We start from the raw sequence: 25920 nt of genomic DNA, 5'->3' as shown, positions 1-25920 counted from the left end.
GTTTGGAGAAATCATGCGAATCATCCGCCACTACGAGCACGGCGCGCCGTCCGTCCTGCGCCTCGAAGAGGTGGAGAAGCCGCAGCCCGGTACGGGTCAGGTCCTGATCCGCGCCGAGGCCATCGGCGTCACCTTCGCCGAGGTCCAGCGCCGTCAGGGCATTCCGATCGGCGGCCACGCCGGCCTCCCCGGAGCCCCCGGTGGCGACGTCGCCGGCACGATCGAGGCCGTCGGTGACGGCGTCTCGGGCTTCGCCGTCGGCGACCGCGTCGTCGGTGACATCGACCAGAACGCCTACGCCGACTACGTCGTCTCCGGCACCGACTGGCTCATCAAGATCCCACAGGACCTCGATGCCGCTGCGGCGACCCTCCTGCCCAGCCCGGCCCAGACCGCGTACCACGCGATCAAGGAGGCCGGCCGCCTCCAGCCCGGCCAGACCATCGTGATCGACGCGGCCGCCGGCGGCGTCGGCCACCTGGCCGTCCAGATCGCCAAGGCTCTCGGTGCCGGCAAGGTCATCGCCACCGCCAGTACCCAGGCCAAGCTCGACTTCGCGCGCGAGCTCGGCGCTGACGTCACCATCAACTACAGCGACAAGGACTGGACCGACCAGGTCCTCGCCGCCACCGACGGCCGCGGCGCCGACATCGTCCTCGAGACCGTCGGCGGGGACGTCCTGCTGAAATCCCTGGGCATCACCGCCCAGTTCGGCACCCTCGTCTTCTACGGCTCGGCCTCCGGCGACATCCCGGACCTGCCGACCCTGGCCCTGTCCCGCATGAAGAACGTCGCAGGCTTCAGTCTCTACGCCATGCTCTACAACAAGCAGGACGCCGTGGCCGAGGGCCGGCGTCACCTGTTCGAACTCATCGCTTCCGGCCAGGTCGAGCCGGTCGTGTACGACCGCCTTCCGCTCGACGAGGCCGTCAAGGCCCACGAGCTCATGGAGGCACGCGCACAGCTCGGCAAGATCGTTCTCGTTCCCTGAGACGCCGCTGAACAGGCGGCCGGCCAGTCACCCCACGACGGGCCGGCCGCCCCCTCACCTCACTTGCAGATACCGCGAACTTCCCCTAAGCCCTATGAGGGCCCGAGAGCCAGGTGACGCCGACCGCTTCGAGCGGCCGGTGCGACGGGGAGCACACACCGATCCGAAAGGCGGCACCACTTTGTCCGCTCCCATCCCACAGGCACCCGGTGGGCTGCACCCCTCCGGCACCAGGACCACCCCGGTCATGGTGGCCTGCATGCTCTCCGCCTTCGTGGCCATCCTCGACCTGCAGATCGTCGCCACCGCCCTGCCCCGCATCGCGGGCGACCTCGGCGGTATCGACCTCTTCGCGTGGGTGACCACTGCCTACGTCATCGCCTCCAGCGTCACCACGCCGATCTACGGCAAGCTCGGCGACCTCTTCGGCCGCAAGGTCACCTACCTCTCGGCGATGGGCCTGTTTCTGCTGGGCTCCGCGCTCGCGGGCGCGGCCGGCTCCATGGAGCAGCTCATCGTCTTCCGCGTCGTGCAGGGCCTGGGTGCCGGAGGCCTGTTCGTCTCCGTCCTCGCCATCATCGGTGAACTGTTCACCCCGCGTGAAGGCGCCAAGTACTACGGCATGTTCGGCATGGTCTTCGCCGGTGCCTCCCTCGCCGGCCCCGCCGTCGGCGGCGTGCTCACCGACGCGCTCAGCTGGCACTGGGTCTTCCTGGTCAACCTGCCCATCGGCGCTGTGATCGTCTTCCTGCTCGTCAGGTACCTGCACCTGCCCCGTACGGTCCGTGAGTCCAAGCTCGACTACGCCGGCATCGTCACCCTCTCCGGTGCCATCGTCGCCCTCACCCTCTTCACCTCATGGGTCGGTGTCGAGTACGCCTGGACCTCCCCGCAGATCATCGGCCTCGGCCTCGGCACCCTGCTGTTCCTCGGCCTGTTCATCAAGGCCGAGTCCACTGCCGCGGAGCCGATCGTCCCGCTGCGCCTCTTCAAGGACTCCACCTTCACCATCTCGCTGCTCGGCACCATCGTCTGCGGCATCGTCTTCGTCGGCGTCGTCCAGTTCCTCGCCCTGTACGTCCAGGTCGCCACCGGTGCCAGCCCCACCACCTCCGGCTTCGTCCTGCTGCCGATGATGATGGGCGTCGTGCTCGCTTCCGTCGGCTCCAGCAAGATCATCGGCAAGACCGGCAAGTACAAGATCTTCCCCATCCTGAGCATGGCCCTCGGCATCGTCGGCGCTCTCCTGCTGTCCACCATGGACACCGAGACCCCGCGCGTCCTCGCCATCCTCTACATGGCCGTCTTCGGCTTCGCCTCAGGTCTCTCCGCCCAGGTCTTCACGCAGGCCGCCCAGAACACCGCGCCCCCGCAGGACATGGGAGCCGTCTCCGGCACCGTGACCTTCGGCCGCTCCTTCGGCACCTCGATAGGCATCTCGCTCTTCGCCGCCATCTTCTACGGCCGCCTCACCGACGAGCTCGCCACCCGCGTGCCGGCCGGTGCCCTCGACGGCGTCGACCACAACTCGCTCTCCTCGGACACGGTCCTCGACACGCTCGCCACCCCGGTGCGCAGCGCCATCGAGCAGTCGTACGCCGCCTCGCTCACCCCGGTGTTCACCGCCGCGGTGCCGATCCTCGCGCTGGGCCTCGTCCTCACCCTGCTCATGAAGAACCTCACGCTCCGCTCCCGCCACCACGGCGACGGTCCGCAGGCCGAGGACCCGAACCGGGCCTCCGCCGACAGCACCCCCGAAACGGCCTGATCACATCATCCCCCGTATGTGACTCAGGGCCGAAGTGCCGCCCTCTCCCGCGACTCGCGGCGGGGGGCGGCACTTCATCATGTCCAGGACAGGCCCCCGACGCCCGGACTGCAGAGCGCTTCGAGCGGGACTCCACGCGAATCGGCCATCGTCGGGAGGAGGACCGAAGCGGTCCCTCATGGCTCGCTAGGAGGCTCGCGTGACAACGACCGATGACCGTACGACGGCCGCGGCGGTCGACCCCGGTCCGCTGATCAAGCTGACCATCGCGGACTGCGCAGCCAAGGTGCTGCACAGCGCGGTGACACTCGGCGTGTTCGGTGCCCTCGCCGAAGGCCCGGCCGGTGCGGACCACGTCGTCGCAGCGACCGGCCTGCACAAGCGCATGGCCGCCGACTTCCTCGACGCGCTGGCCGGCCTGGGCCTGCTGGAGCGCACCGGGGACCAGTACGCCAACGGCCCGCTGGCCCGGGCATACCTCGTCCCGGGCACCACCACCTACCTCGGCGGCTTCGTCGAGCTGACCAACGAGACCCTGTACGGCACCTGGGGACGGCTCACCGAGGCGCTCACCACCGGTGCCGCGCAGCACCTGGACCCCGACAAGGGCGGCTTCGTCGGGGGAAAGCACAAGGACCCGGGGAAGATGAAGCGCTTCTTCGCCGGCCTCGACGCCTACAGCGACCGCATGGGCATCGAGATCGCCGGCGCGATCGACTGGAGCCGCCATACCTCCTTCGTCGATCTCGGCGGCGCCCGCGGAAACCTCGCCTCCGTCCTGATCAAGGAACACCCGCACCTCAAGGCCGGGGTCTTCGACCTGGAGCGCACCCGCCCGCTCTTCACCGAGCACACCACCCGCCTGGGCCTGAACGACCGCATCGAGTTCAGCGGCGGCGACTTCTTCACGGACGACATCCCGAAGGCCGACGTCATCGTGCTCGGCCACATCCTGCACGGCTTCGACACCGACCGGCGCCAGGAGCTGCTGCGCCGCGTTTTCTCCGCAACCAACCCCGGCGGTCAGGTCCTCATCTACGACCGGATGATCGACGACGAGCGCCGCGACGCCGAACGCCTGCTCTCCAGCCTGCACATGCGCCTGGTCAGCCAGGACGGCTCCGAGTACCGCATCGACGACGTCCGCACCTGGCTCACCGGGGCCGGCTTCACCAGCAGCACCGCGGAGCCGCTGCTGGGCACGCACACGCTGGTCACCGCCACCCGGTGACCGCTCGGACCCAGCAGCCCGCCCCGACCACCCAAGGAAGCAGCATGAGCCAGGAAAAGGTTCCCGTCCTCATCGTCGGCGGTGGCCTCACAGGCCTGTCCGCCGCCGTGTTCCTCGCCCACCACGGGGTGAAGTGCACGCTTGTCGAACGTCACCCCGGCACCTCCACCCACCCCAAGGCCCGGGCCATCAACCCGCGCACCATGGAGCTCTACCGCGCGGTGGGCATGGAGGAGCGCGTCACGGCCGGCCGTTCGCCGATCTCCGGCAACACCGATCTGGTGCACGTCGAGACCCTCGCCGGCAACGAGCGGGTCCGCATGCCCAACGCCTCGATCGAGGACATCAGCCGCATCAGCCCCGCCCGGTGGACCCTGATCGACCAGAACCAGCTCGAGCCCATCCTGCGCGAGCGGGCCGAGGAGGTCGGCGTCGACCTGCGCTTCCACACCCGTCTGGACGCCGTCATCGAGGGCGCCGACGGCGTGACCGCGACTCTCACCGACGTCGGCACCGGCGAAAGCACCGAACTGCGCACCGAGTACGTGATCGCCGCAGACGGCAGCCGCAGCCCGGTCCGTGAACTCCTCGGCATCGGTTCCCACGGCCGCGGCACCCTCACCAACCTGGTCAGCTTCTTCTTCGACGCCGACCTCGAGGAGCCGCTGCGTGGCCGGAAAATCATCGCCGCCTACGTCAACAACCCCGAGGTACGCGGCACGATCATCCCGATCGACAACGATCGCAAGTGGGTCATCAACGTCTCCTTCTTCCCCGACAAGGGCCAGAGCGCCGCGGACTTCACGCAGGAGCGTTGCGTCGAACTTGTCCGCGCCGCCGTCGGCGTCCCGAACCTGCCGCTGACCATCGAGTCGGTCGACATGCCCGCCTGGGACATCTCGGCGCGTGTGGCTGACACCTTCACCCGCGGCCGCTACCTCATCGCCGGCGACGCCGCGCACGTCATGCCGCCCACCGGCGCCTTCGGCGCGAGCACCGGCATCCAGGACGCCTACAACCTGGCCTGGAAGCTGGCCCTCGTGCTCTCGGGCAAAGCCGGGCCGGGGCTGCTCGCCTCATATGACACCGAACGCCGTCCGGTCGCCCAGGAGACGGTCCGTCAGGCGATGCTGCGCTTCGCCGTCCGCGAGGGCAAGCAGTTCCAGGACGTAGCCAAGGACCTGGTCGACGAGACGACAATGACCTTCGGATATGTCTATCCGGCCGGCGCGTTCGCCGGCGATGACGCCGAGGGCCGGAGCATCACCGAGAACCCGGACAAGCCCAGCGGCCGGCCCGGCGCCCGCGCCCCGCACGTGGTCATCGAGGGCGCCCACGGCCCGTTCTCCACGGTCGATCTCTTCCCGGTCGGCTTCACCCTGCTCACCGCGGGCCCAGCCGCCCCATGGGCCGCGGCGGCCGCCGCCGGCCACGAACTCGGTCTGGTCCTCAACGTCCGCGGCATCGGTGCGAACGGCGACTACTCCGACACCGAGGGCACCTTCAAGGAGCGCTACGGCCTCGGCGACGGTGGCGCGGTCCTGGTCCGCCCCGACGGCATGGTCGCCTGGCGCGCCGAGAGCGGCCCCCGGGGCGACGTCTCCCAGACCGTGACCAGCCTCCTGCGGCAGATGCTCTCGCTCTCCTGACCGTCGGCAACCACCACGCACGACCGGCGCGCCTCCCGGACTCCGGGAGGCGCGCCGGTCTTCGGCCATCCTGCCGGATGACCGGCCACGGGGCTGCTGAGGCCGGCCCGCGAAGAGCGAGCCGGCCGCAGCCGGGAACTCAGGCCGAGCGCGCGAGCAACCGGTGGACGACCGCCGACAGTTCGACCGCCGGGTCCGCGGGCCGTTCCACCGCGCGCCAGGCCACGAACCCGTCCGGGCGGACGAGCACGGCGCCGCCGGTCGTGATCCCGTACTTCTTCAGGAAGCCCTCGGTTACCTCGACCGGCTCCGCACCGCCCACCTCGTGGAAGTCGACGGTGAGGCCGGTGAGCCGGGACACCTGGTCCGCCGCCCGCTCCCACAACCCGGCGTCCGGACCGGCCAGCAGCCACCAGCCGCCCTTGAGCAGATCGTGCAGCGGGGCGTCGGAGCCGCCGATGCGCAGCTCGAAGTGCGGTGCCCGGGTGCCGGGACGGCCCGACGGCTGGGTCGGGTCCTCCACCGGGGGGACACCGTCCGCGCCGGACTCAGGCAGCACCGCGCCCGAACGGTAGACATGACCGAACAGCACAGTGGTCTCCGGCCGGTGCCGGGCCGCGACCTCCGCGTCCAGACCACTGCGCTGCAAGTAGCGGATCACGCCCTGCTCCACGGTGAACTCCGCGACCGGGACACGCTCCTGCTCGTAGGTGTCCAACAGTTCGGGACCGGCCTGTCCACGCAGCACCGACGCCAGCTTCCACGCCAGATTGTGCGCGTCCTGCACCCCCATGTTGCCGCCGAACCCACCGGTGGGCGGCATCATGTGGGCCGCGTCACCGGCCAGGAACACCCGCCCGGAGCGGAACCGGTCGGCGATGCGTGCGGCGACCTCCCAGCTGGTGCTCGACTCCACCGCCACCTCCAGATCCGGCACGCCGACCGCGGCGCGCACCATCTCGACGCAGTCCTCCTCGGAGTACTCGGCGTGCGTCTCCTGCGGAGGCAGGCTCGGCGCCAGTACCCAGCGGTCCGCGTTGTCGAGCCGGCCGAGCACACCCTTGACGTCGTCGTTACTGACGAAGCAGAGGAAGAACCGGCGGTCCGCCACGTAGTCGTCGAGCGCGGCGTGGAAGATGACGTTCATCTGGCGACCGAAGACACCCTGACCGTGTGTGCCGATCCCCAACTCCTCGCGGACAGGGCTGCGAAAGCCGTCCGCCGCGACCATGTACTCGGCGCGGACAACGGTCTCTTCGTCACTCCGCACATCCCGCAGCACAGCGCCGACCCCGTCGGCGTCCTGCTCGAAGCGCACCATCTCGGTGGCGAAGCGGATGTCCGCCCCCAGCTCCTCGGCCTTGGCGCGCAACAGGGGCTCGAACCGGTCCTGGCCTATCAGGGTCCATCCGGTCGTGCTGACCTCGTTCGGGTCGTGACGGAACGGCCCGTCGAAACGGCCCAGCTCGCGGCCCGTGAGCGCCTCCACCTGAAGGATGTCGCCGTACTGGGCATGCGGGTTCTCCTGCGCGCGCACCTTCTGCTCCAAGCCCAGCGCACGCATCAGCTCCATCGTGCGGGGGCTGGCCGCCTGCGCCCGCGGATGCGCCGAGATGTGCGCATGGCGTTCCACCAGGATCGACCGGATGCCCTGCTGGGCGAGGAACAGAGCCTGGGCCAGGCCCACCATGCTGCCGCCCACGATCAGTACGTCGGTTCGCTCCGCCACCGGATGTGCTCCCTTGTCTCGTTGCCGTTCCGTCTCGATGCGGTTCCGGACACTCCCGGCCAGCGAACACCGCTCGGCTAGAGGACCACTCGGGCTGTGAACGCGCCCGTCCGGCGCCCTTTCCGCAGCCTTCGAACGGCCCGGCCCGTCCAGACCGCTTCGAGCGGCACGCGAGGTACGGCTGAAACCTTCATAGCGCTGCTGAACCCTGCTGGACGGGAGGACCAGGGACGTGGTGGAAACCCTGAGTGTGCTGGTGCTACTGGGCACCGGCTTGGTGGCGGGAGTGCTGTTCGCCGTGGCGGTCAGCGTCATGCCTGCCCTGATCGCGATGCCGCCCGACCGCTACGTCGACACCCACAAGCTGCTCGGCAAGCGGTACGACCGCATCATGCCGTTCATCGTGAGCGGCTCCGTCGTCATCGACGCGGCCTTCGCCGTCGGCGCCGACGAGACCGGGCCACGCGTGCTGTTCATCGTCGGCGCCCTGGCCATGGCCGGCGTCGCAGTCGTCTCACAGACCCGGAACGTACCCATCAACAACCGGGTCAAGAAGACGCGGCCCGAAGACCTCGGACCCGACTGGGAGGACCCACGTATCCAGTGGCGTGACTGGCACCTGCTGCGCACCTGCTTCGCCATCACCGGCTGCTCCCTGACCGCCGCCGCGGTGGTGCTCTCATGAACGCCGGTACCGAAGCGGACGCCGCGGCGCGTCCGGGCATCTCGCGGGTCCTGCCCGGCGCCGAGGAAAGGGCCGCCGCCAACGCCCGCATGATCGCGGTCCTCACCAGGCCCGACCCGGGCCCGGTCGCCGAACACCTCGCCCTGCTGCACTTCACGGGCCGGCGCAGTGGTCATGCGCACACTGTGCCCGCGGGCGTGCACCGCATCGGTGGCGCCCTGTTCATCGCCACCGGCAGCGCCTGGCGCCACAACTTCACCGACGGGGCATCCGGAGAGATCACCTGGCGCGGCCGCCGCACCCCTGCCCACTTCGCACTGGTCACCGACCTTGAGCAGACCGCCCGCGGATACCACGACCTGTACGAACGCTACGGCGCCGAGGCCGCCCAGCGGCGCTTGGGCATCGTCGCCGACGCCGCCGCGCTCACCCTGGCCGACTTCCGGGCCGCCGTCACCGGCATCCCGCTCGCTCTGGTGGCCGTGACCCCCACCACCGAATCCGTCATCAACGAGAGGACCTCCCGATGAGCGCAATCGCCGGCTGGGTCGACTTCGAGCGGGACCTGTCCGAGGAGGCCGAGACCGTCGAGACCATGGCGGCTGCCCTCGCCCACCGCGGCCCCGACGGCCGCGGCATCTGGGTCGAGGGCCATGCCGCGCTCGCCCACCGGCGGCTGGCCCTGCGCGACGTGACGAAGACCGGCGCGCAACCGGCTGTCCACACCACCGAAGGCGACGCCGCAGTCGCCGTCCTCACCCTCGACGGAGCCCTCACCAACCACACCGAGCTGCGAGGCGAACTGGCCACGAAGGGCCACCGGTTCACCGGCAGCGGCGATGGCGAGACCGCCCTGCACGCCTACCTGGAATGGGGAGCCGGTTTTCTCACGCGTCTCGAGGGCCACTTCGCGATCGCCGTGTGGGACGTACGCAACCAGGAACTGCTGCTGGCCCGCGACCGCCTCGGTGTCAAGCCACTCAGCTATTACCCGACTCCCGACGGAGTCCTGTTCGGTTCCGAACCCAAGGCGATCCTCGCCCACCCCGACGTCAAGCCGGTCGTCGACGCCGACGGCCTGCGCGAGCTGTTCGCACACAGTCGTAAGCCCGGCACCGCCGTCTTCCGGGGCATGCGCGAGGTCGTCCCCGGCCACGCGCTCGTCGTCCGCCGCCCCGGCAACCAGGAGCAGCGGTACTGGTCGCTGCCCGCCCGGCAGCACACCGACAGCCTTGAGGACACCATCACCACGGTCCGCCGCCTGCTCGCGGACGCTGTCGCTTCCCACCTGCGTGCCGACGTCCCCGTGGGCGCCATGCTTTCCGGCGGCATCGATTCCAGCGCCCTGACCGCCCTGGCCCACCGGGGCCTTGCCGCCGACGGCGCCGGCCCGCTGCGCAGCTTCTCGGTCAACTTCACCGGCTACACCGAGAACTTCGAGCCCCACCCCACGATGCGTTCCACGCCCGACGCGCCGTTCGCGGCACTCGCCTCGCAGCACATCGGCTCTCGACACTCCGAAATCCTGCTCGACACGGCCGCCCTCACCGACCCCGAGGTGCACGCCGCCGCCCTGCGCAGCCAGGACGCTCCCTCGCCGCTCGGTGACATGGACGTCTCCCTCATCCAGTTCTTCGCCCGGCTCCGCAAGGCAGGATTCACCGCCGTGCTCTCCGGCGAGACCGCGGATGAGGTCTTCAACGGCTACTTCTGGGCGTACGACCCGAAGCACAGCAACTCGCAGACCTTCCCCTGGGTCTCCTTCGAACGAGGTCACGACGCCGCAGCGGGCGGACTGGGCACCTCCATGATCGACCGACAGCTGCGCAAGGAACTGGACTTCCTCGGTTACGCGGACCAGCACTACCGCGACGCCCTCACCGAGGTCCCGCACATCGACGGGGACACCCCCGCCGAACGCCGGGCCCGCGAGGTCACCTACCTCGCCCTGACCCGCTGGGCGCCAACCCATCTCGACCGCGCCGACCGCATGAGCATGGCTCACGGCGTGCAACTACGGCCGCCTTTCTGCGACCGGGCGCTCGTCGAGTACGTCTACAACGTGCCGGCTGCCATGAAGCGGGTCGACGGCGTCGAGAAGAGCCTGCTGCGTTCCGCGGTTGCCGACCTGCTGCCCGAAGCCGTCCTGCACCGCAAGAAGAGCGCCTACCCCACCACCCAGGAAGCCGCCTACGGAGACTTCGTGCGTCGCCGCTTCACCGAGCTGGCCACCAACCGCGGCGCCGCCGTCGCCGGGCTGCTCGACGCCACCACCTCCGCCGAGGCGCTGACCGCCGACGGTTCCCCGCAGGGTGCTTTCGCCTGGGTCGAGCGGGCCAGCATGGAAATGGTGCTTCAGCTGGAGACCTGGCTGACCGAATACCGGATCGACCTGCGGCTCTGACGTCGCCGGGCCGCCGGTCCAGGCCGCTTCAAGACAGCTTTGAGAACCACCCACGAGGGTGGAGCAACGACCGAAGAAGCCAGGAGGGCAACGTGCACCGCACACTGATCGTGGCCAGGATGAACCTGGCCGACGCCGAAGGCATCGGCCAGGTCTTCGCGGACTCGGACAGCACCGACCTGCCACACATGGTGGGCGTCTCCAGGCGAACCCTGTTCGCCTTCCACGACCTGTACTTCCACCTCGTAGAGGCGGAGCAGGACATCGGCCCGAACCTCTACAAGGCGCGCAGCCACCCGCTGTACAACGACGTCAACACCCGGCTACAGGAATTCATCTCCCCCTACGACCCCAACTGGCGCGAGCCGCGCGACGCGATGGCCGTTCCGTTCTACTCATGGACGCCCGACAGCGGCCCCTTCGTCACCCAGCCGTCCACCCCGAACCTGGGCGGTGACCGATGACGACCGCAGCGACCACCCCCACCAAGGTCAACCTGGAAGAGGTCGTCCCCAACCGCAAGCGCGGCGGCGACATCCGGATCACCCTCAGCCCGCGCACGGTCGGCTGCACCTCGGGCTTCGGTGGCACGCTACGGCTGGCCCCGGGCGAGTACGTCACCGAGCATTTCCACCCGTATTCGGAGGAGTTCCTGCACGTCGTCACCGGCGAGCTGGAGATCACCCTCAACGGTGAGCCCGTCGTCATCGGCCCCGGCGACTCGCTACTGGTCCCGATCAACATGCGCCATCGTCTGGTCAACACCGGTCTGGAACCGGCCCAGGTGGTCTTCCACCTGTCACCGCTCGCGCCTCGCCCGGAACTCGGCCACGTCGATACCGAAGCCCCGCTCGTCGAGAACGGCAGCAACCCGGACGTCGGAGGACCTCGATGAGCCGTCGCGCCGTCATCACCGGGGTCGGCGCCGTCGCTCCCGGCGGCATCGGCCGGGACGCCTACTGGGAACTGCTCACGCACGGCCGCACAGCCACCCGGCAGATCACCCTGTTCGACGCGTCGAAGTTCCGCTCCCAGGTCGCCGCCGAGTGCGACTTCGACCCGGTGGCCGCCGGCCTGAGCCCCCAGGAAGTACGCCGGATGGACAGAGCCGCCCAGTTCGCCGTCGTCGCGACCCAGGAGGCGATCGAGGACAGCGGCATCGACATCGCAGCAGGCGACCCCGGCCGGACCGCGGTCAGCATCGGCAGCGCCGTCGGCTGCACCACCGGCCTGGAAGACGAATACGCGGTCCTGTCGGACGGCGGCAAGAGCTGGCTCGTCGACCACACCTACGGCGTCCCGCACCTGTACGGCTACATGGTCCCCAGCACACTGGCGGCCGAAGTCGCCTGGCGGGCCCGGGCAGAAGGTCCCGTCGCACTGATCTCCACCGGCTGCACCTCCGGCCTCGACGCCATCGCCCACGGCGTCCAGCTCATCGAGGAAGGAGCCGCCGACATCGTCGTCGCGGGCGCCACCGATGCCCCGCTGTCGCCCATCACCTCCGCCTGCTTCGACGCGATCAAGGCCACGACACCGAACGCCGACCACGACCCGGGCACAGCGTCCCGCCCCTTTGACGGCCGCCGCGACGGCTTCGTCCTGGGCGAGGGCTCCGCCGTCATGGTGATCGAGGACGCCGAGTCGGCGCGTCGGCGCGGCGCCACCGTCTACGCCGAGGTGGTCGGTTTCGCCAACCGCTCCAACGCCTTCCACATGACCGGACTCAAGCCCGACGGCCGTGAGATGGCCGAAGCCATCAGGATCGCCCTGCGCCGCGCAAAGCTCGATCCGCGCGACATCGACTACATCAACGCGCACGGTTCCGGCACCAAGCAGAACGACCGGCACGAGACGGCCGCCTTCAAACGGAGCCTGGGACAACGCGCTCATGAGATCCCGGTCAGCTCCATCAAGTCGATGATCGGGCACTCCCTGGGAGCGATCGGCGCCCTGGAGGTAGCCGCCTGCGCACTGGCCCTGCGCCACCAAGTGGTGCCGCCGACGGCGAACCTCACGATTCCCGACCCCCAGTGCGATCTCGACTACGTGCCGGTCGCCGCCCGGGAGCACCGCATGGACCACGTACTGAGCGTCGGCAGCGGATTCGGCGGCTTCCAGAGCGCCATGATCCTCAGCCGCCCAGGAAGCCGGAAGAAGGCTGCGGCATGAGCGCCCTCGGCATACCCGAAGGACGCCGGCGCCCGGCGGTCGTCACCGGACTCGGAGTGGTCGCCCCCACCGGAATCGGGGTCCGCCGGCACTGGGAGTCGGTGCTGGCCGGCAAGAGCGGCCTCGGCCGCATCACCCGCTTCGACCCGGCCGACTATCCGGTCAAGGTGGCCGGAGAAGTGCCCGGCTTCGCGGCTGACGAGCAGGTACCCAAGGGCCTGATCGACCGGACCGACCGGTTCACCCACTTCGCCCTGGCCGCGGCCGAGGCGGCCCTCGCCGACGCGGACGCCGACCCGCAGCAGCTGCCCGAGTACGAAATGGCCGTGGTCACCGCGAGCTCCTCCGGCGGCACCGAGTTCGGCCAGCACGAGATGGAGCAGCTCTACCAGCAGGGCCCGGCCTGGGTCGGCGCTTACCAGTCCATCGCCTGGTTCTACGCCGCCACCACCGGCCAGATCTCCATCCGCCACGGCATGCGCGGACCCTGCGGAGTCGTGTGCGCCGAACAAGCCGGCGGGCTGGACGCGCTGGGCCAGTCCCGGCGGCTGCTGGACACCGGCTCCCGGCTGGTCCTGAGCGGCGGCACGGACGCTTCACTGTGCCCCTACGGTCTGACGGCCCAGTTGTCCACCGGCGCCCTGTCCACGGTGGACGACCCGGCGCGCGCCTACCTGCCGTTCGACGAAGCCGCCAGCGGCTACGCACCCGGCGAGGGCGGAGCCATGCTGGTCGTCGAGACGGAGGAGGGCGCCCGTGAGCGAGGCGCCCAGCACTACGGCCGGATACTCGGCTACGCCGCCGGGTTCGACCCGCTGCCCGGCACCGGCCGCCCGCTCGTCCTGGCCTCCGTAATCCGCCGGGCTGTCGAAGACGCCGGGATCACCGCGGACTCCATCGACGCCGTCTTCGCCGACGCCGCAGGCACGCCGGACCTGGACCACGCCGAAGCCGCCGCGATCAACGAGGTGTTCGGCGCCGGACAGGTGCCCGTGACCGCGCCCAAAGCCCTCACCGGCCGGCTGTACGCGGGCGGGGCACCCCTGGACGTGGCGACTGCCCTGCTCAGCCTGAGCGCCGGCGTGATCCCGCACACCCCCGGCATCGATCGCCCCGCCCCCGGCCTGGGCCTCGACCTGGTTGTCGGCAGCCCGCGGCAGACCGCTGCCCGCACTGCCGTGGTTCTCGCCCGCGGCCACGGCGGATTCACCTCCGCCCTGGTCGTGGACGCGGGCAACCGCACCGACCACACCAAGTGACCCGTCCGAACACGAAAAGGCAGGAAGTCATGAGCGAACGCACCGAGGAGGCCCGAGTCTGATGGCAGGTCACACCCGCAACTCCGTCGTCATCGACGCCCCGATGGACCTCGTCTGGGAGCGCACGAACGACGTGGCGTCCTGGACCGAGCTGTTCAGCGAGTACTCCGTCGCCGAAATCCTGGAGCAGGACGGCCCCACCGTCACCTTCCGGCTCGCCCTGCACCCGGACGAGAACGGCAAGGTGTGGAGCTGGGTCTCTCGGCGCACCACCGACGCGGCGACCCGCACCGTCCGTGCCCACCGTGTCGAGACCGGCCCCTTCGAATACATGAACATCCACTGGGAGTACACCCAGACCGACGAGGGCGTTCGGATGCAGTGGACCCAGGACTTCCACATGAAGGACGGGGCTCCGCTCGACGACAAGGGCATGACCGACCGGATCAACCGCAACAGCCTGGTCCAGCTGGAGGTCATCAAGGCCGGGATCGAGGCGGCCGCCCGTGCGCAGCGCACACCTTTCGCGGACCTGGCGGGCAAGCGGATTCTGGTCACCGGCGGCTCCCGCGGCATCGGGCGCGGCATCGTGCTCGCTGCCGCTCGCGCCGGTGCCCACGTGGTCACCTGCTACCGCCGGGAGAACGACTACGTCACGTCGCTGACCAAGGAACTCGCTCCGCTCCCCGGCACCCAGCACGTGCTGCGGGCGGACGCGAGCGAGGCGTCCGGCGCCCGACTGCTGGCGGAGCAGGCCGGGAAGCTGCTCGGCGGCCTCGACGCGGTGGTGAACAACGCCGGCGACTTCGCGCCGACGCCCTACGCGGAGCTGACGGACGCGGCGTGGGCCACGGCGCTTCAGTCGAACCTCACCGGCCCCCACCAGGTCACACAGGCCGTGCTACCGCTGCTCGGCAAGGGCGCCTCGATCGTCAACCTCGGCTCCACGGTGGCTCGTATCGGCATGGCCGGCGGCGCCCACTACACCGCGGTCAAGCAGGCCCTGGTCGGCCTGACCCGTTCCCTGGCACGCGAACTGGGCCCGCAGGGCATCCGGGTCAACACGATCTCACCCGGCCGGATCGCCACCGAGGCGCTCGACGAGCTGCCGCCCCAGGCGGCCGCCCAGCAGCGTGCGACCTTCTCGAAGTTCGCCGCCCTCGGCCGCCTCGGCACCCCCCAGGAGATAGCCGATGTCGTGCTGTTCCTGATCAGCGACCAGTCCTCCTACATCACCGGACAGAACATCCACGTCGACGGCTGTGTGTGAGCCACCGTCGCACCACTGAAGGGACAGACCACGTGGAACTCGCAATTCAGGGCAGGAATCTTCTGGTCACCGGCGGCTCCAGAGGCATCGGGCGTGGCATCGTGCTGGCCGCGGCCCGAGCCGGCGCCAATGTACTGACCTGCTACGTGCAGGACAGCGAGCACGTCGAGAGCCTGCGCCGCGAGCTGAAGGGGACCGGCGGCGACCACGAGGTCGTACGCGCGGACATCGGTGACCTGGAACAGGTCGATGCCCTGGTGGCGAGGGCCAAGGAGAAGTACGGAAAGCTCGACGGCATTGTCAACAATGCCGGTGTCATCAGCCACATACCCTTTGCCGAGCTTCCTCCGGACGAGTGGTCGCGTGTCCTGGACACCAACCTGACGGCTGCCTACCGCGTGATTCAGCAGTCGCTGCCGTTCCTGGGAGAGGGCGCTTCGGTCGTCAACATCGGTTCACGCGGTGCCGCCGCGGGCATTCCGCTGCGTGCCCACTACACCGCGGCCAAGGCGGCGATGATCGGCCTCACCCGCTCGCTGGCCAAGGAACTGGGCGGAAGAGGGATACGGGTCAACGTGGTGGCCCCCGGTGTCATCGAGACCGAGGCCTTCGACACCATGCCGGCCGAGCGTGCCGAGGGCCTGCGCGCGATGTACGCACAGAAGACGGCCCTGGCGCGGCTGGGCCGGGTCGACGAGCTCGCCGCCCCGGTCCTGTTCCTGCTCAGCGACCTGTCGGCCTATGTCACGGGTGAAACCCTCAACGTGGACGGGGGCATCTGACCATGTCCGACGCAACGTTCCGGGTCATGCTCCGCATGCAGATCAAGCCCGGCATGGAAGCCGACTTCGAGCAGATGTGGAAGGAGGTCGGGGGCTCGGTCACCAACCACCCGGCCAACCGCGGCCAGTGGCTGTCCAGGAGCACGACCGTCGACGAGGACGACATCTACTACATCATCAGCGACTGGGTCGACGAACCGCAGTTCCGCCAGTTCGAGACCAGCGACACCCACCTTCAGCACCGCACCAGGCTGCACCCGTACCGCAGCGGTGGCTCCATGGCGACGATGAACATCGTCGCCAGCCTCTCCAGGACGGCCGCATGACCGTCGCTCCCGCCGTGGAAGTGGTGCTCTACCACCTGTCCCCCAGGGGAGAGGACGTGCTGGCGGCCTACCACGAGACCAGCCGTCGCATGGCCGGCACCCCGGGTCTGCTGGGCAACCAGCTGATGAACGAGCTGGGCCGCCCCGACAGCTATGTCGTGGTCAGCCACTGGGACACCTGGGAGTCCTTCGAGAAGTGGGAGAGCGGCCCGGAGCACAAGGGCCAGACGGCACCACTGCGCGAGTTCCGCGACACCGAGCGGGCCCGTCCCTTCGAGATCTACAGGGTCCTCGCCACCTACTGAGACCAGACCGACCCGTGCCGGGCACTCCGCGGCAGACGCCCAGCGTCTCCCGCGGAGTGCCCGGCCCCGCGTTCCGGAACACCGGCGCCGCACGAAGGAGACAGCGTGGAAAGCCCGAGCCGGACGTACGAGTCCCCGGTCCACAGCGGCGCCGCCCCCGTTCCCGATGCCCGACGCGCGTTCATCACGCTGCTCGGCGTGGATCTCTGGGAACGGTTCAGCTTCTTCGGGATGGCCGCGATCCTGGTCCTCTACCTCACCGCAGCCCCCGCCGACGGCGGCATGGGCATGGCCTCGCAGACCGCCACCGCCGTGTTCGCCACGTACATGTCTTTGAACTTCCTGGCCGGACTACCCGGTGGCTGGCTCGCCGACCAGGTACTCGGCGCGCGCCGGGCCGTGCTTCTCGGCGGCGGACTCATCGCTACCGGACACGCCGTCCTGTCCCTCACCTCCGCTCCCGCGCTCTGTGCCGGACTCTCACTCATCGTCGCCGGCACCGGCCTGTCCAAGCCTTCACTGGCTGCGATGGTCGCCGCCGTCAGTGGTGCCGAGAAGCGGGAAGAGGCGTTCTCCCGCTTCTACATGTGCATTCAGGTCTCCGCGCTCCTTGCCCCCGTCGTCACCGGACTGCTGGCAGAGAAGGTCGCTTGGCACCTCGGCTTCGCCGCAGCCGCCTTCGGCATGGCAGCGGGCCTGGCCCAGTTCGGCATCGGGATTCGCGCTTTCGAACGGGTCGGCCGAGGCCCGACGCGTCCGATCTCGTGTGAGGAGGCCCGTACGGCGGCCCGGCGAGCAGGCATCATCCTTGCGGTCGCCACAGCCGCCGTCACCGCGGTCTCACTCGGCGCGCTGCCGCTCACCGCGGTGCTGGCGCTGTTGGGGCTGGCGACCGTGGCTCTGCCGTTCCTCTATCTGCGGACGCTGAGCCGCCGTACATCCATCGACGGCAAGCGGCTTTCCGCGTTCACCGCTGTCATGGGTGCGTCGGCGGCCTTCTGGATGATCTTTGCCCAGAGCGGTTCGGCACTCTCCCTCTTCGCGGAGCGCCACACCGACCGCGTCGTTCTCGGCTTCGACGTTCCGGCGAGTTGGATGCAGTCGGTGCACCCGCTGTTCGTGCTGCTGCTGGCCCCCTTCGTGGCGCGGCTGCGCGGTGCGGTGACCACGAAGGTCGCGGGCGCGCTGGGCGTGGCCGGTCTGAGCTTCGTCGTCATGGCCGGAGCCGCCCTGCTGGCCCAGGAGCGCCCGGTCTCCATGGCCTGGCTGACTGTTGTCTATCTGCTCTACTCCCTCGGCGAGATCGTCTTGGCCCCGGCCGGCCTCGCGCTCACTGCAGCAGTCGCCCCTCCCGGTTTCACCAACCGCTTCCTCGCCCTCAACGGCATGTTCGCCGCAGTTGGTGTGGTGCTGGGCGGCCAGCTCTACCGGTTGACTGCGGTGCTCCCGCTGCCGGCCTACTTCCTGCTGATGGGCACTGCTGTGCTCACGATCGGTGCCACTGTGGCAGCCGTGGCCCGCAGTCTGCGTCCGCACCTGCCGGCCTGACGTCCTCCCCGCCGTACGGGTGCGGAGCGCCGAGCGCCCGACAGATCTCGCTTGTTGCTCCGACGTGTCCGTGCGCGATGCAGCCGCACCTCGCCGTCCTCGGGGCGCGGGCCGGGACCCGCTCTCCTTCGGCGACGTGATCAGCCGAATGGTCAGGGCCCACCCCCTCAGCACTCGATGATGTTCACAGCCAACCCACCCCGAGCCGTCTCCTTGTACTTGACGCTCATGTCGGCCCCCGTCTCCTTCATCGTCTTGATGACCTTGTCCAGGGACACCTTGTGCGAGCCGTCCCCCCGCATCGCCATCCGCGCCGCCGTGACCGCCTTCACCGCGGCCATGCCGTTGCGTTCGATGCACGGGATCTGGACCAGGCCGCCGACCGGGTCGCAGGTCAGGCCGAGGTTGTGTTCCATGCCGATCTCGGCCGCGTTCTCGACCTGTTCCGGACTCCCGCCCAGCACTTCCGCCAGCGCGCCCGCCGCCATCGAGCAGGCCGAGCCGACCTCGCCCTGGCAGCCGACCTCCGCGCCGGAGATGGACGCGTTCTCCTTGAACAGCATGCCGATCGCGCCCGCGGCCAGCATGAAGCGGACCACGCCGTCCTCGTCGGCGCCCGGCACGAAGTTGATGTAGTAGTGCAGGACCGCCGGGATGATGCCCGCGGCGCCGTTCGTCGGGGCCGTCACGACCCGGCCGCCCGCCGCGTTCTCCTCGTTCACCGCCATCGCGTACAGCGTGATCCACTCCATCGCGCGGGCCAACGGCTCGCCCTCCGCCCGGAGTTGACGTGCCGACATGGCCGCGCGGCGGCGCACCCGGAGCCCGCCCGGCAGGATGCCCTCGCGGGACATACCGCGGGACACGCACGCCTGCATCACCCGCCAGATGTCAAGGAGCCCGGAGCGGATCTCGTCCTCGGTGCGCCAGGCCCGCTCGTTCTCCAGCATCAGCGCGGAGATCGACAGGCCTGTTTCCTTCGCCAGGCGCAGCAGTTCGTCGCCCGTGCGGAAGGGGTACTTCAGCGGGGTGTCGTCGAGCTTGATCCGGTCCGCGCCCACGGCGTCCTCGTCGACGACGAATCCGCCGCCCACCGAGTAGTACGTCTTCGAGAGCAGCTCGGCCCCCGAGGCGTCGTACGCCCACAGGGTCATGCCGTTCGCGTGGTAGGGGAGTGTCTTACGGCGGTGCAGGACGAGGTCGTCGTCGAAGGAGAAGGCGATCTCGTGGTCGTCGAGGAGCCGGAGCCGGCCCGACTCCTTGATCTGCTCCACCCGTACGTCCGCGCCCTCCACGTCCACCGTGCGCGGCGAGGCGCCCTCCAGGCCGAGCAGCACCGCCTTGGGCGTGCCGTGGCCGTGGCCGGTCGCGCCGAGCGAGCCGTACAGCTCCGCCCGGACCGACGCCACCGCCCCGAGGACCTCCTCGTTGCGCAGCCGGCGGGCGAACAGCCGGGCCGCGCGCATGGGGCCGACCGTGTGGGAGCTGGACGGGCCGATACCGATCGAGAACAGGTCGAAGACCGAAACGGCCACGGTGACTCCTCAGAACGGGGGCGGTGGGCTCCGCACAGAGACACGGACACGGATCGTGGCCGCGGCGGAGCCCACTCGCTCCAGGGGTACTACTTGGTCAGACCGGGGTACAGCGGGTGCTTGTCGGCCAGCGCCTTCACACGGGCCTTCAGAGCTTCAGCGTCGTAGGACGGCTTCAGGGTCTCCGCGATGACGTCGGCGACCTCCGTGAAGTCCTCGGCCGTGAAACCGCGGGTCGCCAGGGCCGGCGTGCCGATCCGCAGGCCCGAGGTGACCATCGGGGGACGCGGGTCGTTCGGGATCGCGTTCCGGTTGACGGTGATGCCGACCTCGTGGAGACGGTCCTCCGCCTGCTTGCCGTCCAGCTCGGAGTTGCGCAGGTCGACGAGGACCAGGTGGACGTCCGTACCGCCGGAGAGGACGGACACGCCGTGCTCCGTGACGTCCGCACGCACGAGGCGCTCGGCGAGTAGCTGCGCGCCCTCCACCGTACGCCGCTGGCGCTCCTTGAAGTCGTCCGAAGCGGCGACCTTGAAGGACACCGCCTTCGCCGCGATCACGTGCTCCAGGGGACCGCCCTGGAAGCCCGGGAAGACGGACGAGTTCAGCTTCTTCGCGAACTCCTGCTTCGCCAGGATGATCCCGCCGCGCGGGCCGCCCAGCGTCTTGTGCGTCGTCGAGGTGACGACGTCCGCGTACGGCACCGGGTTCGGGTGCAGGCCCGCCGCGACCAGACCGGCGAAGTGCGCCATGTCGACCCAGAGGTACGCGCCCACCTCGTCCGCGATACGGCGGAACTCCGCGAAGTCCAGCTGCCTCGGGTACGCCGACCAGCCCGCGATGATCACCTTCGGCCGGTGCTCCTTGGCGAGCTGCTCCAGCTCGGCCATGTCGACCAGACCGGCCTCGTCCACGTGGTAGGCGACCACATCGAACTGCTTGCCGGAGAAGTTCAGCCGCATCCCGTGGGTGAGGTGGCCGCCGTGCGCCAGGTCGAGGCCGAGGATGGTGTCGCCGGGCTGGGCCAGCGCGAACAGCGCGGCCTGGTTGGCGGAGGCACCCGAGTGCGGCTGGACGTTGGCGTACTCGGCGCCGAACAGCTCCTTGACCCGGTCGATCGCGATCTGCTCGGCGACGTCGACGTGCTCGCAGCCGCCGTAGTAGCGGCGGCCCGGGTAGCCCTCGGCGTACTTGTTGGTGAGGACCGAGCCCTGGGCCTCCATGACCGCGACCGGGGCGAAGTTCTCCGAGGCGATCATCTCCAGGGTGGACTGCTGCCGGTTCAGCTCGGCGTCGACGGCGGCGGCGACCTCCGGGTCCAGCTCGTGCAGGGGAGTGTTGAGAAGCGACATGGGGGCAATACGTCCTTACGCCTGGGGATCTCAGCTGCCGGAGAACGCGGTGTACTCGTCCGCGGAGAGCAGGTCGCCCGGCTCCTCCGCGACGCGCACCTTGAAGAGCCAACCGCCTTCGAACGGGGCGGAGTTCACCAGCGACGGGTCGTTGGAGACGTCCTCGTTGACCTCGGTGACCTCACCGGAGACCGGGGAGTACAGATCGCTGACGGACTTGGTCGACTCCAGCTCACCGCAGGTCTCGCCCGCGGTCACCGTGGCACCTACCTCGGGAAGCTGGACGTACACGACATCGCCGAGCGCGTTGGCCGCGTGCTCGGTGATACCGACCGTCGAGACGCCGTCCTCGGCGCCCGACAGCCACTCGTGCTCCTTGCTGTAGCGCAGCTGCTGGGGGTTGCTCATGGCCTGAATTCTCCTGTACGCGGGGGACTGGTCATGCATGGGGTACTACAGGGGACTGCCCGTGAGCAGCCATGACACGGGTCGCTGACGACGCCTGAGTGAAACCCGGGCTACTTCTGCCGCTTGTAGAACGGCAGCGCCACGATCTCGTACGGCTCGTGACTGCCCCGGATGTCCACACCCACGCCCGCCGTGCCCGGCGCAGCGTGCGTGGAGTCGACGTACGCCATAGCGATCGGCTTGCCGAGGGTGGGGGAGGGGGCGCCCGAGGTGACCTCGCCGATCACCCGACCGTTTGCGACGACCGCGTACCCCGCGCGCGGGACACGACGGCCCTCGGCGACCAGGCCGACGAGGACCCGCGGCGGCTCGTACGAGGCGCGCTCGGCGGCCTCGCGCAGGGCGGCGCGGCCCACGAAGTCGCCGGCCTTCTCGAACTTGACGACCCGGCCGAGACCGGCGTCGAAGGGGGTGAGGGAGGTGGTCAACTCGTGTCCGTACAGCGGCATGCCCGCCTCCAGACGGAGCGTGTCCCGGCAGGACAGTCCGCAGGGGACGAGCCCGGCGGGCGTACCCGCGTCGGTCAGCGCCTGCCACACCTTCTCCGCGTCGCCCGGCGCCACGAACAGCTCGAAGCCGTCCTCGCCGGTGTATCCGGTGCGCGCGATGAGGGCGGGGACCCCGGCGACCGTGCCGGGCAGGCCCGCGTAGTACTTCAGGCCGTCGAGATCGGCGTCGGTGAGGGACTTCAGGATCCCCGGGGACTCGGGGCCCTGGACGGCGATCAGCGCGTAGGCGTCCCGGTCGTCGCGGACGACCGCGTCGAAGCTGTCGGACCGCTCGACGAGGGCGTCGAGGACGACCTGCGCGTTGCCGGCGTTGGCCACCACCAGGTATTCGGTCTCGGCCAGCCGGTAGACGATCAGGTCGTCGAGGATGCCGCCGTCGGCCCGGCAGATCATCGTGTAGCGGGCGCGGCCCACGGCGACGGACCCGATGTTGCCGACCAGCGCGTAGTCGAGGAGGGCGGCGGCCTCCGGCCCCGTCACGGTGATCTCGCCCATGTGGGAGAGGTCGAAGAGGCCGGCCTTCGTGCGCACGGCCAGATGCTCGTCGCGCTCGGAGCCGTACCGCAGGGGCATGTCCCAGCCGGCGAAGTCGGTCATCGTCGCGCCGAGCGAACGATGCAGGGCATCGAGCGCGGTCGTACGCGGAATGGGGCTACTGCTCATCGGTTGTGCTCCCAGGGCATGACGGCGAGGTCGTTCCTCCCCATCTGTCATCGGAACCTGAGAGGTTCGCCATGACCGTGAAGGACATGGCTTGCACCGTGGGTGGAGCCGCTGGTCGAAGGACCGGCGGCCCGCTTTTCAGATGTGCCTCGCCCGCGCGGTAACGGGGCCTGAGAGATTCAAGGGAGGGACTTGCTCCTTCGGCGCCCGGTCACCCGTAGGTGTCCGGAACTCTCCCGCGCGGATTCAAGCGGCCGGTATGCAGTTGGCGGGCACATCATCGCACGCATTCCTTCGGCACGGCAGGGGGACCCTTCACAGAGAGAACACAGTCACGCCACAGCGGCACATACCGCCCTGTAGCAGGCCTGTTGCAGTAAGCGGACCCAAACGAGAGACACCGCGTATTACCTTCTCTTTACACTCGACGGGGACGGTACTTCCCGACCCCATGGGAGGACGATCACGGTGAACAGGACCACGGCGTACGCGACGACCTCAGCCCTCGCACTGACCGACGCGCTGCCCACGCAGCCCGCCGCCCCCGCCCGGGAGGCGTGCGCCCCGCGCCCGGCACCCGTGATCCGCGATCTGCGGGAGCGCGCGGGCCACAGCCCGCACGGCCTCACCTTCGCCGCCCGCGACCTCGTCGTGGTCACCGGCCTGCCCGGCAGCGGCAAGTCCACGCTGATGCGCCGGGCGGTGCGCGGCCCCGGCATCGACTCCCAGAACACCCGCGACCGCTGGGACGCCCGTACGCCCTCCTTCCTCCCCTACGCCGTCTACCGCCCCCTCGTCCGCCTCGCCCACTACGCCGGACTGCGCCGCACCCTGCGCTCCGGCGCCGGGGTCGTCGTGCACGACTGCGGCACCCAGGCCTGGGTGCGCGGCTGGCTGGCCCGCGAGGCCCGCCGCCGGGGCGGCACCCTCCACCTGCTCCTCCTCGACGTCACCCCGGACGAGGCCCTGGAGGGCCAGCGGGAACGCGGCCGGGGCGTCTCGCGGTACGCGTTCCTGCGCCACCGTCAGGCCGCCTCGCGGCTGCTGCGCTCGGTGGAGAAGGGGAACCTGCCGGAGGGCTGCGGCTCGGCGGTGCTCATCGACCGGGACGCGGCGGACACCCTGCGCAGGATCGACTTCGCGGACTGAGCGCCGTCCTCGCCGGGGCCGGTTAGGGTTTTGCCCATTAAGAGACTCAAGGCAGCGGTTCACAGCAGGCGGTAGGCAGCAGATGGACATCCCGGCGGACTTCCCCCCGGACTTTCCCGGGGGTTTCCCCGCACAGGCGCACCCCCATTCGCACGGCGGATGGCCCGGCAACGAGCTGGAGGAGGTGCTCTCGGCCTCCCTCGGCGTCCCCGGCGCGGGCGCCCGGATCGTCGAGGTCCTCGGCCGCAGCTTCGTCTGGGTCCCCCTCCCGTCCGGCGGCGGCCCCCACTCCGGCCCCCTCGACCTGCCCACGATGGACATCGGCGGCCAGGCGTACGTGCCGGTCTTCAGCTCGGAGGAGCAGTTCCGGCAGGTCGTCGGCGGCCACATGGCGTACACCGTGGCCCCCGCCGTCGAGTTCGCCCGGGGCCTCCCGCCCCAGGTCGGCATCGCCATGAACCCGGACGGCGTGGTCGGCGTCCCGCTGCCCCCGCCGGCCGTCGCCGAACTCTGCCGCTCCGGCCGCACCGTCCTCGACGGCGCCGGCGGCGGCCGGGTCCGCCTCTACGAGCCGAACTGGCAGGAGGACCCGGTCGACTTCCTCACCGCCGCGGCGACGGAGTTCGCCGGCACAGGCGTCGTCCGAACGGCCCGCCGCTGCCTGGCGACCATCGAGACCTCCGCCCCCGTCATGTTCATCGGCGTAGAACTCTCCCCCTGGGACCCGGTGGCCCGCACAATCCCCATGGACGCGGTAGGAAGAGCACTCGGCCGGGTGGGCTCCCCCTGGCCGGTGAACCTGGTCTTCCTGGACGCGGCCCAGGACCCGGTGACCGATTGGCTGAGGGCAAAGGTCCGCCCCTTCTATCAACACGGTCACTGAAAGCGCCCCTTCAGGGGCGCGGGGAACTGCGCGACCAGCCACGACGGCCCGCAGTCGCCGAAAGCCGGCAAGTCCCGAGCTCTTGGGCGCCTTCCACAGACCGTGTATGTCAGCGGCGCCGCTTAAGCTAAGAAACGCACAACTCGGTAGGGGTAAACGAAGGGGCGGTAATGGTGAGCGCGTCGGGCACGGCCGCGGCCGGTCAGGTCGAGCACATGCTGCGCCAAGTCACGCCCGGGCGCTACGACGCCTACGAGGCGCTCCTGCGCGCCCTCGCGACCCCGTCCTCCGGCCAGATCTGGATGCTGCTCTGGCACGGCCAGGCCGGCTCCCCGGACGCCCAGTACGGAAACATGCAGGTCGAGGGGTACGGCTACGCCCCCTGCGTGACCTCCGCCCAGGAGCTGTCGGTCAGCGGCTGGAACAGGTCGTACGAGGTGGTCGACGGCCTCGACGTGGCCCGCACCCTCTACCCGGACCAGTACGGCCTGTGGCTCAACCCGCACTCCCCGGGCGGCGGCGTCGGCATCCCCTGGCTCGATCTGCGCCGCATCGCGACGGGCCTGGAACGCCAGCCCGCCGGGCCTCTGCGCCTCGCCGAACCCGGCATCGAGATCCCGCAGTTCTACGCCCTCCTCTCGCAGAACGCCCACCGCACCCCGGCCGTCCGCTCCCTGCGCCGCGCCTGGGTGCAGCCGGCGCTCGGGGCGCCGTATCTGGCCATCGGCCTCGATGTGTACGACACCTCGCCCCCGGCCGTGGACTCGGTGCGCGCGATGATGCAGCAGTCGATCGGGGCGGTCCCCGACGGGCTGCCGGTGTCGACGGTCGCGATGTCGGACGAGCAGGACCCGGTCGTGATGTGGCTGCGGGTCAACGCCCGCCCGTTCTACGACCGCGAGGCCCACGCGATCGCCGCGCCGCCCCAGGCTCCGGCCGCGGGGTACGGGTATCCGCCCGCGCGGGGTCGTTACTGAGCGGATCATCACGCGGACGGGGCGATTCCGCGCACCACGGTCTTCGCGCGTAGATAGCGACGGATCGTCGCAATAGCAGCCGTATGTCCCTTCTGTCTCAACTGCCCCGCGTCCGACGGGCGTTACCCGCTGTTCGGATAACGGAATCCCCAGGACAGCATCACGGTTGCGCATACTTTCGCCGACAGACCTTCCGTGTGATCGCCGAATCGCTGAAGACTCGCCTGTCAGACGATGGGGGCATCGGTCCGAGTGGCCGACAGCG

The 25920-nt window shown here is 69.9% G+C and carries 24 protein-coding genes, 1 pseudogene and 1 riboswitch; of the genes and pseudogenes, 20 read left to right on the top strand and 5 right to left on the bottom strand.

Features of this window, described 5'->3' with window-relative positions; translation table 11 throughout:
* The first annotated feature begins 13 nt into the window (after window positions 1-13).
* From OG787_RS13290 to OG787_RS13275, 4 genes are all read left to right on the top strand, one after another.
* Window positions 14-991 (top strand): zinc-binding alcohol dehydrogenase family protein, encoded by a 978-nt coding sequence (locus tag OG787_RS13290; RefSeq protein ID WP_369032429.1) that lies wholly within the window; start codon window positions 14-16, stop codon window positions 989-991.
* Between the two features lie 181 nt (window positions 992-1172).
* Window positions 1173-2759 carry an MDR family MFS transporter gene (locus OG787_RS13285; RefSeq protein ID WP_405535313.1) on the top strand — a complete coding sequence of 529 codons (1587 nt, stop codon included), beginning with the start codon at window positions 1173-1175 and terminating at the stop codon, window positions 2757-2759.
* A gap of 199 nt (window positions 2760-2958) precedes the next feature.
* A complete protein-coding gene (locus tag OG787_RS13280; RefSeq protein WP_369032427.1) occupies window positions 2959-3990 on the top strand; it encodes a methyltransferase in 1032 nt (343 codons plus the stop codon).
* 44 nt (window positions 3991-4034) lie between these two features.
* Entirely contained in the window at window positions 4035-5639 is a 1605-nt protein-coding gene (locus OG787_RS13275) for an FAD-dependent oxidoreductase (protein WP_369032426.1), read from the top strand.
* Between the two features lie 139 nt (window positions 5640-5778).
* On the opposite strand, the gene OG787_RS13270 is transcribed toward OG787_RS13275, so the two are convergent.
* Window positions 5779-7368: an FAD-dependent monooxygenase gene (locus tag OG787_RS13270; RefSeq protein WP_405535312.1), complete on the bottom strand. Its 1590-nt coding sequence runs from the start codon at window positions 7366-7368 to the stop codon at window positions 5779-5781.
* A 232-nt stretch (window positions 7369-7600) separates the two neighbouring features.
* Here OG787_RS13270 and OG787_RS13265 point away from each other — a divergent pair, with 232 nt between their 5' ends.
* The 13 genes and pseudogenes from OG787_RS13265 to OG787_RS13205 all read left to right on the top strand — a co-directional run bounded on the left by OG787_RS13265 (window position 7601) and on the right by OG787_RS13205 (window position 18119).
* Window positions 7601-8053: a DUF1772 domain-containing protein gene (locus tag OG787_RS13265; protein ID WP_369032424.1), complete on the top strand. Its 453-nt coding sequence runs from the start codon at window positions 7601-7603 to the stop codon at window positions 8051-8053.
* Window positions 8050-8583, top strand: coding sequence for a hypothetical protein (locus OG787_RS13260; protein ID WP_369032423.1), 534 nt, complete (start codon window positions 8050-8052; stop codon window positions 8581-8583). Before OG787_RS13265 ends, OG787_RS13260 begins: the two co-directional genes overlap by 4 nt.
* Window positions 8580-10457: an asparagine synthase (glutamine-hydrolyzing) gene (gene asnB, locus OG787_RS13255; RefSeq protein ID WP_369032422.1), complete on the top strand. Its 1878-nt coding sequence runs from the start codon at window positions 8580-8582 to the stop codon at window positions 10455-10457. Before OG787_RS13260 ends, asnB begins: the two co-directional genes overlap by 4 nt.
* Before the next feature lie 92 nt (window positions 10458-10549).
* Window positions 10550-10921: a TcmI family type II polyketide cyclase gene (locus OG787_RS13250; RefSeq protein ID WP_369032421.1), complete on the top strand. Its 372-nt coding sequence runs from the start codon at window positions 10550-10552 to the stop codon at window positions 10919-10921.
* Entirely contained in the window at window positions 10918-11352 is a 435-nt protein-coding gene (locus OG787_RS13245) for a cupin domain-containing protein (RefSeq protein ID WP_369032420.1), read from the top strand. The genes OG787_RS13250 and OG787_RS13245 overlap by 4 nt, the downstream gene beginning before the upstream one ends.
* A complete protein-coding gene (locus OG787_RS13240) occupies window positions 11349-12629 on the top strand; it encodes a beta-ketoacyl synthase (RefSeq protein WP_369032419.1) in 1281 nt (426 codons plus the stop codon). The genes OG787_RS13245 and OG787_RS13240 overlap by 4 nt, the downstream gene beginning before the upstream one ends.
* Window positions 12626-13888: a ketosynthase chain-length factor gene (locus OG787_RS13235; RefSeq protein WP_369032418.1), complete on the top strand. Its 1263-nt coding sequence runs from the start codon at window positions 12626-12628 to the stop codon at window positions 13886-13888. The genes OG787_RS13240 and OG787_RS13235 overlap by 4 nt, the downstream gene beginning before the upstream one ends.
* A 61-nt stretch (window positions 13889-13949) precedes the next feature.
* Window positions 13950-14411 (top strand): annotated as a pseudogene (locus tag OG787_RS13230) (SRPBCC family protein); the annotation flags it as partial.
* Window positions 14412-14420: 9 nt separating this feature from the next.
* Window positions 14421-15158 (top strand): SDR family NAD(P)-dependent oxidoreductase, encoded by a 738-nt coding sequence (locus OG787_RS13225; RefSeq protein WP_405540478.1) that lies wholly within the window; start codon window positions 14421-14423, stop codon window positions 15156-15158.
* 32 nt (window positions 15159-15190) lie between these two features.
* Complete coding sequence (locus OG787_RS13220) at window positions 15191-15940, top strand: SDR family NAD(P)-dependent oxidoreductase (RefSeq protein WP_369032417.1); 750 nt, start codon at window positions 15191-15193, stop codon at window positions 15938-15940.
* Between the two features lie 2 nt (window positions 15941-15942).
* Window positions 15943-16266 carry an antibiotic biosynthesis monooxygenase gene (locus tag OG787_RS13215; protein ID WP_369032416.1) on the top strand — a complete coding sequence of 108 codons (324 nt, stop codon included), beginning with the start codon at window positions 15943-15945 and terminating at the stop codon, window positions 16264-16266.
* Entirely contained in the window at window positions 16263-16571 is a 309-nt protein-coding gene (locus OG787_RS13210) for an antibiotic biosynthesis monooxygenase (protein ID WP_369032415.1), read from the top strand. The genes OG787_RS13215 and OG787_RS13210 overlap by 4 nt, the downstream gene beginning before the upstream one ends.
* A 105-nt stretch (window positions 16572-16676) precedes the next feature.
* Window positions 16677-18119 (top strand): peptide MFS transporter, encoded by a 1443-nt coding sequence (locus OG787_RS13205; protein WP_369032414.1) that lies wholly within the window; start codon window positions 16677-16679, stop codon window positions 18117-18119.
* A gap of 167 nt (window positions 18120-18286) precedes the next feature.
* On the opposite strand, the gene OG787_RS13200 is transcribed toward OG787_RS13205, so the two are convergent.
* The 4 genes from OG787_RS13200 to gcvT form a co-directional block, all read right to left on the bottom strand.
* A complete protein-coding gene (locus OG787_RS13200; protein WP_405535309.1) occupies window positions 18287-19654 on the bottom strand; it encodes an L-serine ammonia-lyase in 1368 nt (455 codons plus the stop codon).
* Between the two features lie 89 nt (window positions 19655-19743).
* Entirely contained in the window at window positions 19744-21006 is a 1263-nt protein-coding gene (gene glyA, locus OG787_RS13195) for a serine hydroxymethyltransferase (protein WP_369032412.1), read from the bottom strand.
* Window positions 21007-21036: 30 nt separating this feature from the next.
* Window positions 21037-21414, bottom strand: a complete 378-nt coding sequence (gcvH, locus tag OG787_RS13190; RefSeq protein ID WP_369032411.1) for a glycine cleavage system protein GcvH — start codon at window positions 21412-21414, stop codon at window positions 21037-21039.
* A gap of 110 nt (window positions 21415-21524) precedes the next feature.
* Entirely contained in the window at window positions 21525-22646 is a 1122-nt protein-coding gene (gcvT, locus tag OG787_RS13185) for a glycine cleavage system aminomethyltransferase GcvT (protein WP_405535307.1), read from the bottom strand.
* Window positions 22647-22794: 148 nt separating this feature from the next.
* A riboswitch (glycine riboswitch) is annotated at window positions 22795-22895 on the bottom strand.
* A gap of 213 nt (window positions 22896-23108) precedes the next feature.
* Here gcvT and OG787_RS13180 point away from each other — a divergent pair.
* The 3 genes from OG787_RS13180 (at window position 23109) to OG787_RS13170 (ending at window position 25655) form a co-directional block, all read left to right on the top strand.
* Window positions 23109-23795 carry an AAA family ATPase gene (locus OG787_RS13180; protein ID WP_405540476.1) on the top strand — a complete coding sequence of 229 codons (687 nt, stop codon included), beginning with the start codon at window positions 23109-23111 and terminating at the stop codon, window positions 23793-23795.
* An 82-nt stretch (window positions 23796-23877) separates the two neighbouring features.
* A complete protein-coding gene (locus tag OG787_RS13175) occupies window positions 23878-24678 on the top strand; it encodes an enhanced serine sensitivity protein SseB (RefSeq protein WP_405535306.1) in 801 nt (266 codons plus the stop codon).
* Window positions 24679-24851: 173 nt separating this feature from the next.
* A complete protein-coding gene (locus OG787_RS13170) occupies window positions 24852-25655 on the top strand; it encodes an enhanced serine sensitivity protein SseB C-terminal domain-containing protein (RefSeq protein ID WP_235479879.1) in 804 nt (267 codons plus the stop codon).
* The last annotated feature ends 265 nt before the right edge of the window (window positions 25656-25920 follow it).

Origin of the sequence: Streptomyces sp. NBC_00075, assembly GCF_045041225.1 — a bacterium.
GTDB lineage: Bacteria > Actinomycetota > Actinomycetes > Streptomycetales > Streptomycetaceae > Streptomyces > Streptomyces adonidis.
This window is presented reverse-complemented; position numbering and strand designations above follow the sequence as displayed.

What these genes read in the sequence shown, in the direction of transcription:
- OG787_RS13290 (WP_369032429.1), top strand. Translation starts at nt 14, where the DNA reads ATGCGAATCATCCGCCACTACGAGCACGGCGCGCCGTCCGTCCTGCGC.
- OG787_RS13275 (WP_369032426.1), top strand. Translation starts at nt 4,035, where the DNA reads ATGAGCCAGGAAAAGGTTCCCGTCCTCATCGTCGGCGGTGGCCTCACA.
- OG787_RS13260 (WP_369032423.1), top strand. Translation starts at nt 8,050, where the DNA reads ATGAACGCCGGTACCGAAGCGGACGCCGCGGCGCGTCCGGGCATCTCG.
- asnB (WP_369032422.1), top strand. Translation starts at nt 8,580, where the DNA reads ATGAGCGCAATCGCCGGCTGGGTCGACTTCGAGCGGGACCTGTCCGAG.
- OG787_RS13245 (WP_369032420.1), top strand. Translation starts at nt 10,918, where the DNA reads ATGACGACCGCAGCGACCACCCCCACCAAGGTCAACCTGGAAGAGGTC.
- OG787_RS13240 (WP_369032419.1), top strand. Translation starts at nt 11,349, where the DNA reads ATGAGCCGTCGCGCCGTCATCACCGGGGTCGGCGCCGTCGCTCCCGGC.
- OG787_RS13235 (WP_369032418.1), top strand. Translation starts at nt 12,626, where the DNA reads ATGAGCGCCCTCGGCATACCCGAAGGACGCCGGCGCCCGGCGGTCGTC.
- OG787_RS13215 (WP_369032416.1), top strand. Translation starts at nt 15,943, where the DNA reads ATGTCCGACGCAACGTTCCGGGTCATGCTCCGCATGCAGATCAAGCCC.
- OG787_RS13210 (WP_369032415.1), top strand. Translation starts at nt 16,263, where the DNA reads ATGACCGTCGCTCCCGCCGTGGAAGTGGTGCTCTACCACCTGTCCCCC.
- glyA (WP_369032412.1), bottom strand. Translation starts at nt 21,006, where the DNA reads ATGTCGCTTCTCAACACTCCCCTGCACGAGCTGGACCCGGAGGTCGCC.
- gcvH (WP_369032411.1), bottom strand. Translation starts at nt 21,414, where the DNA reads ATGAGCAACCCCCAGCAGCTGCGCTACAGCAAGGAGCACGAGTGGCTG.
- gcvT (WP_405535307.1), bottom strand. Translation starts at nt 22,646, where the DNA reads ATGAGCAGTAGCCCCATTCCGCGTACGACCGCGCTCGATGCCCTGCAT.
- OG787_RS13175 (WP_405535306.1), top strand. Translation starts at nt 23,878, where the DNA reads ATGGACATCCCGGCGGACTTCCCCCCGGACTTTCCCGGGGGTTTCCCC.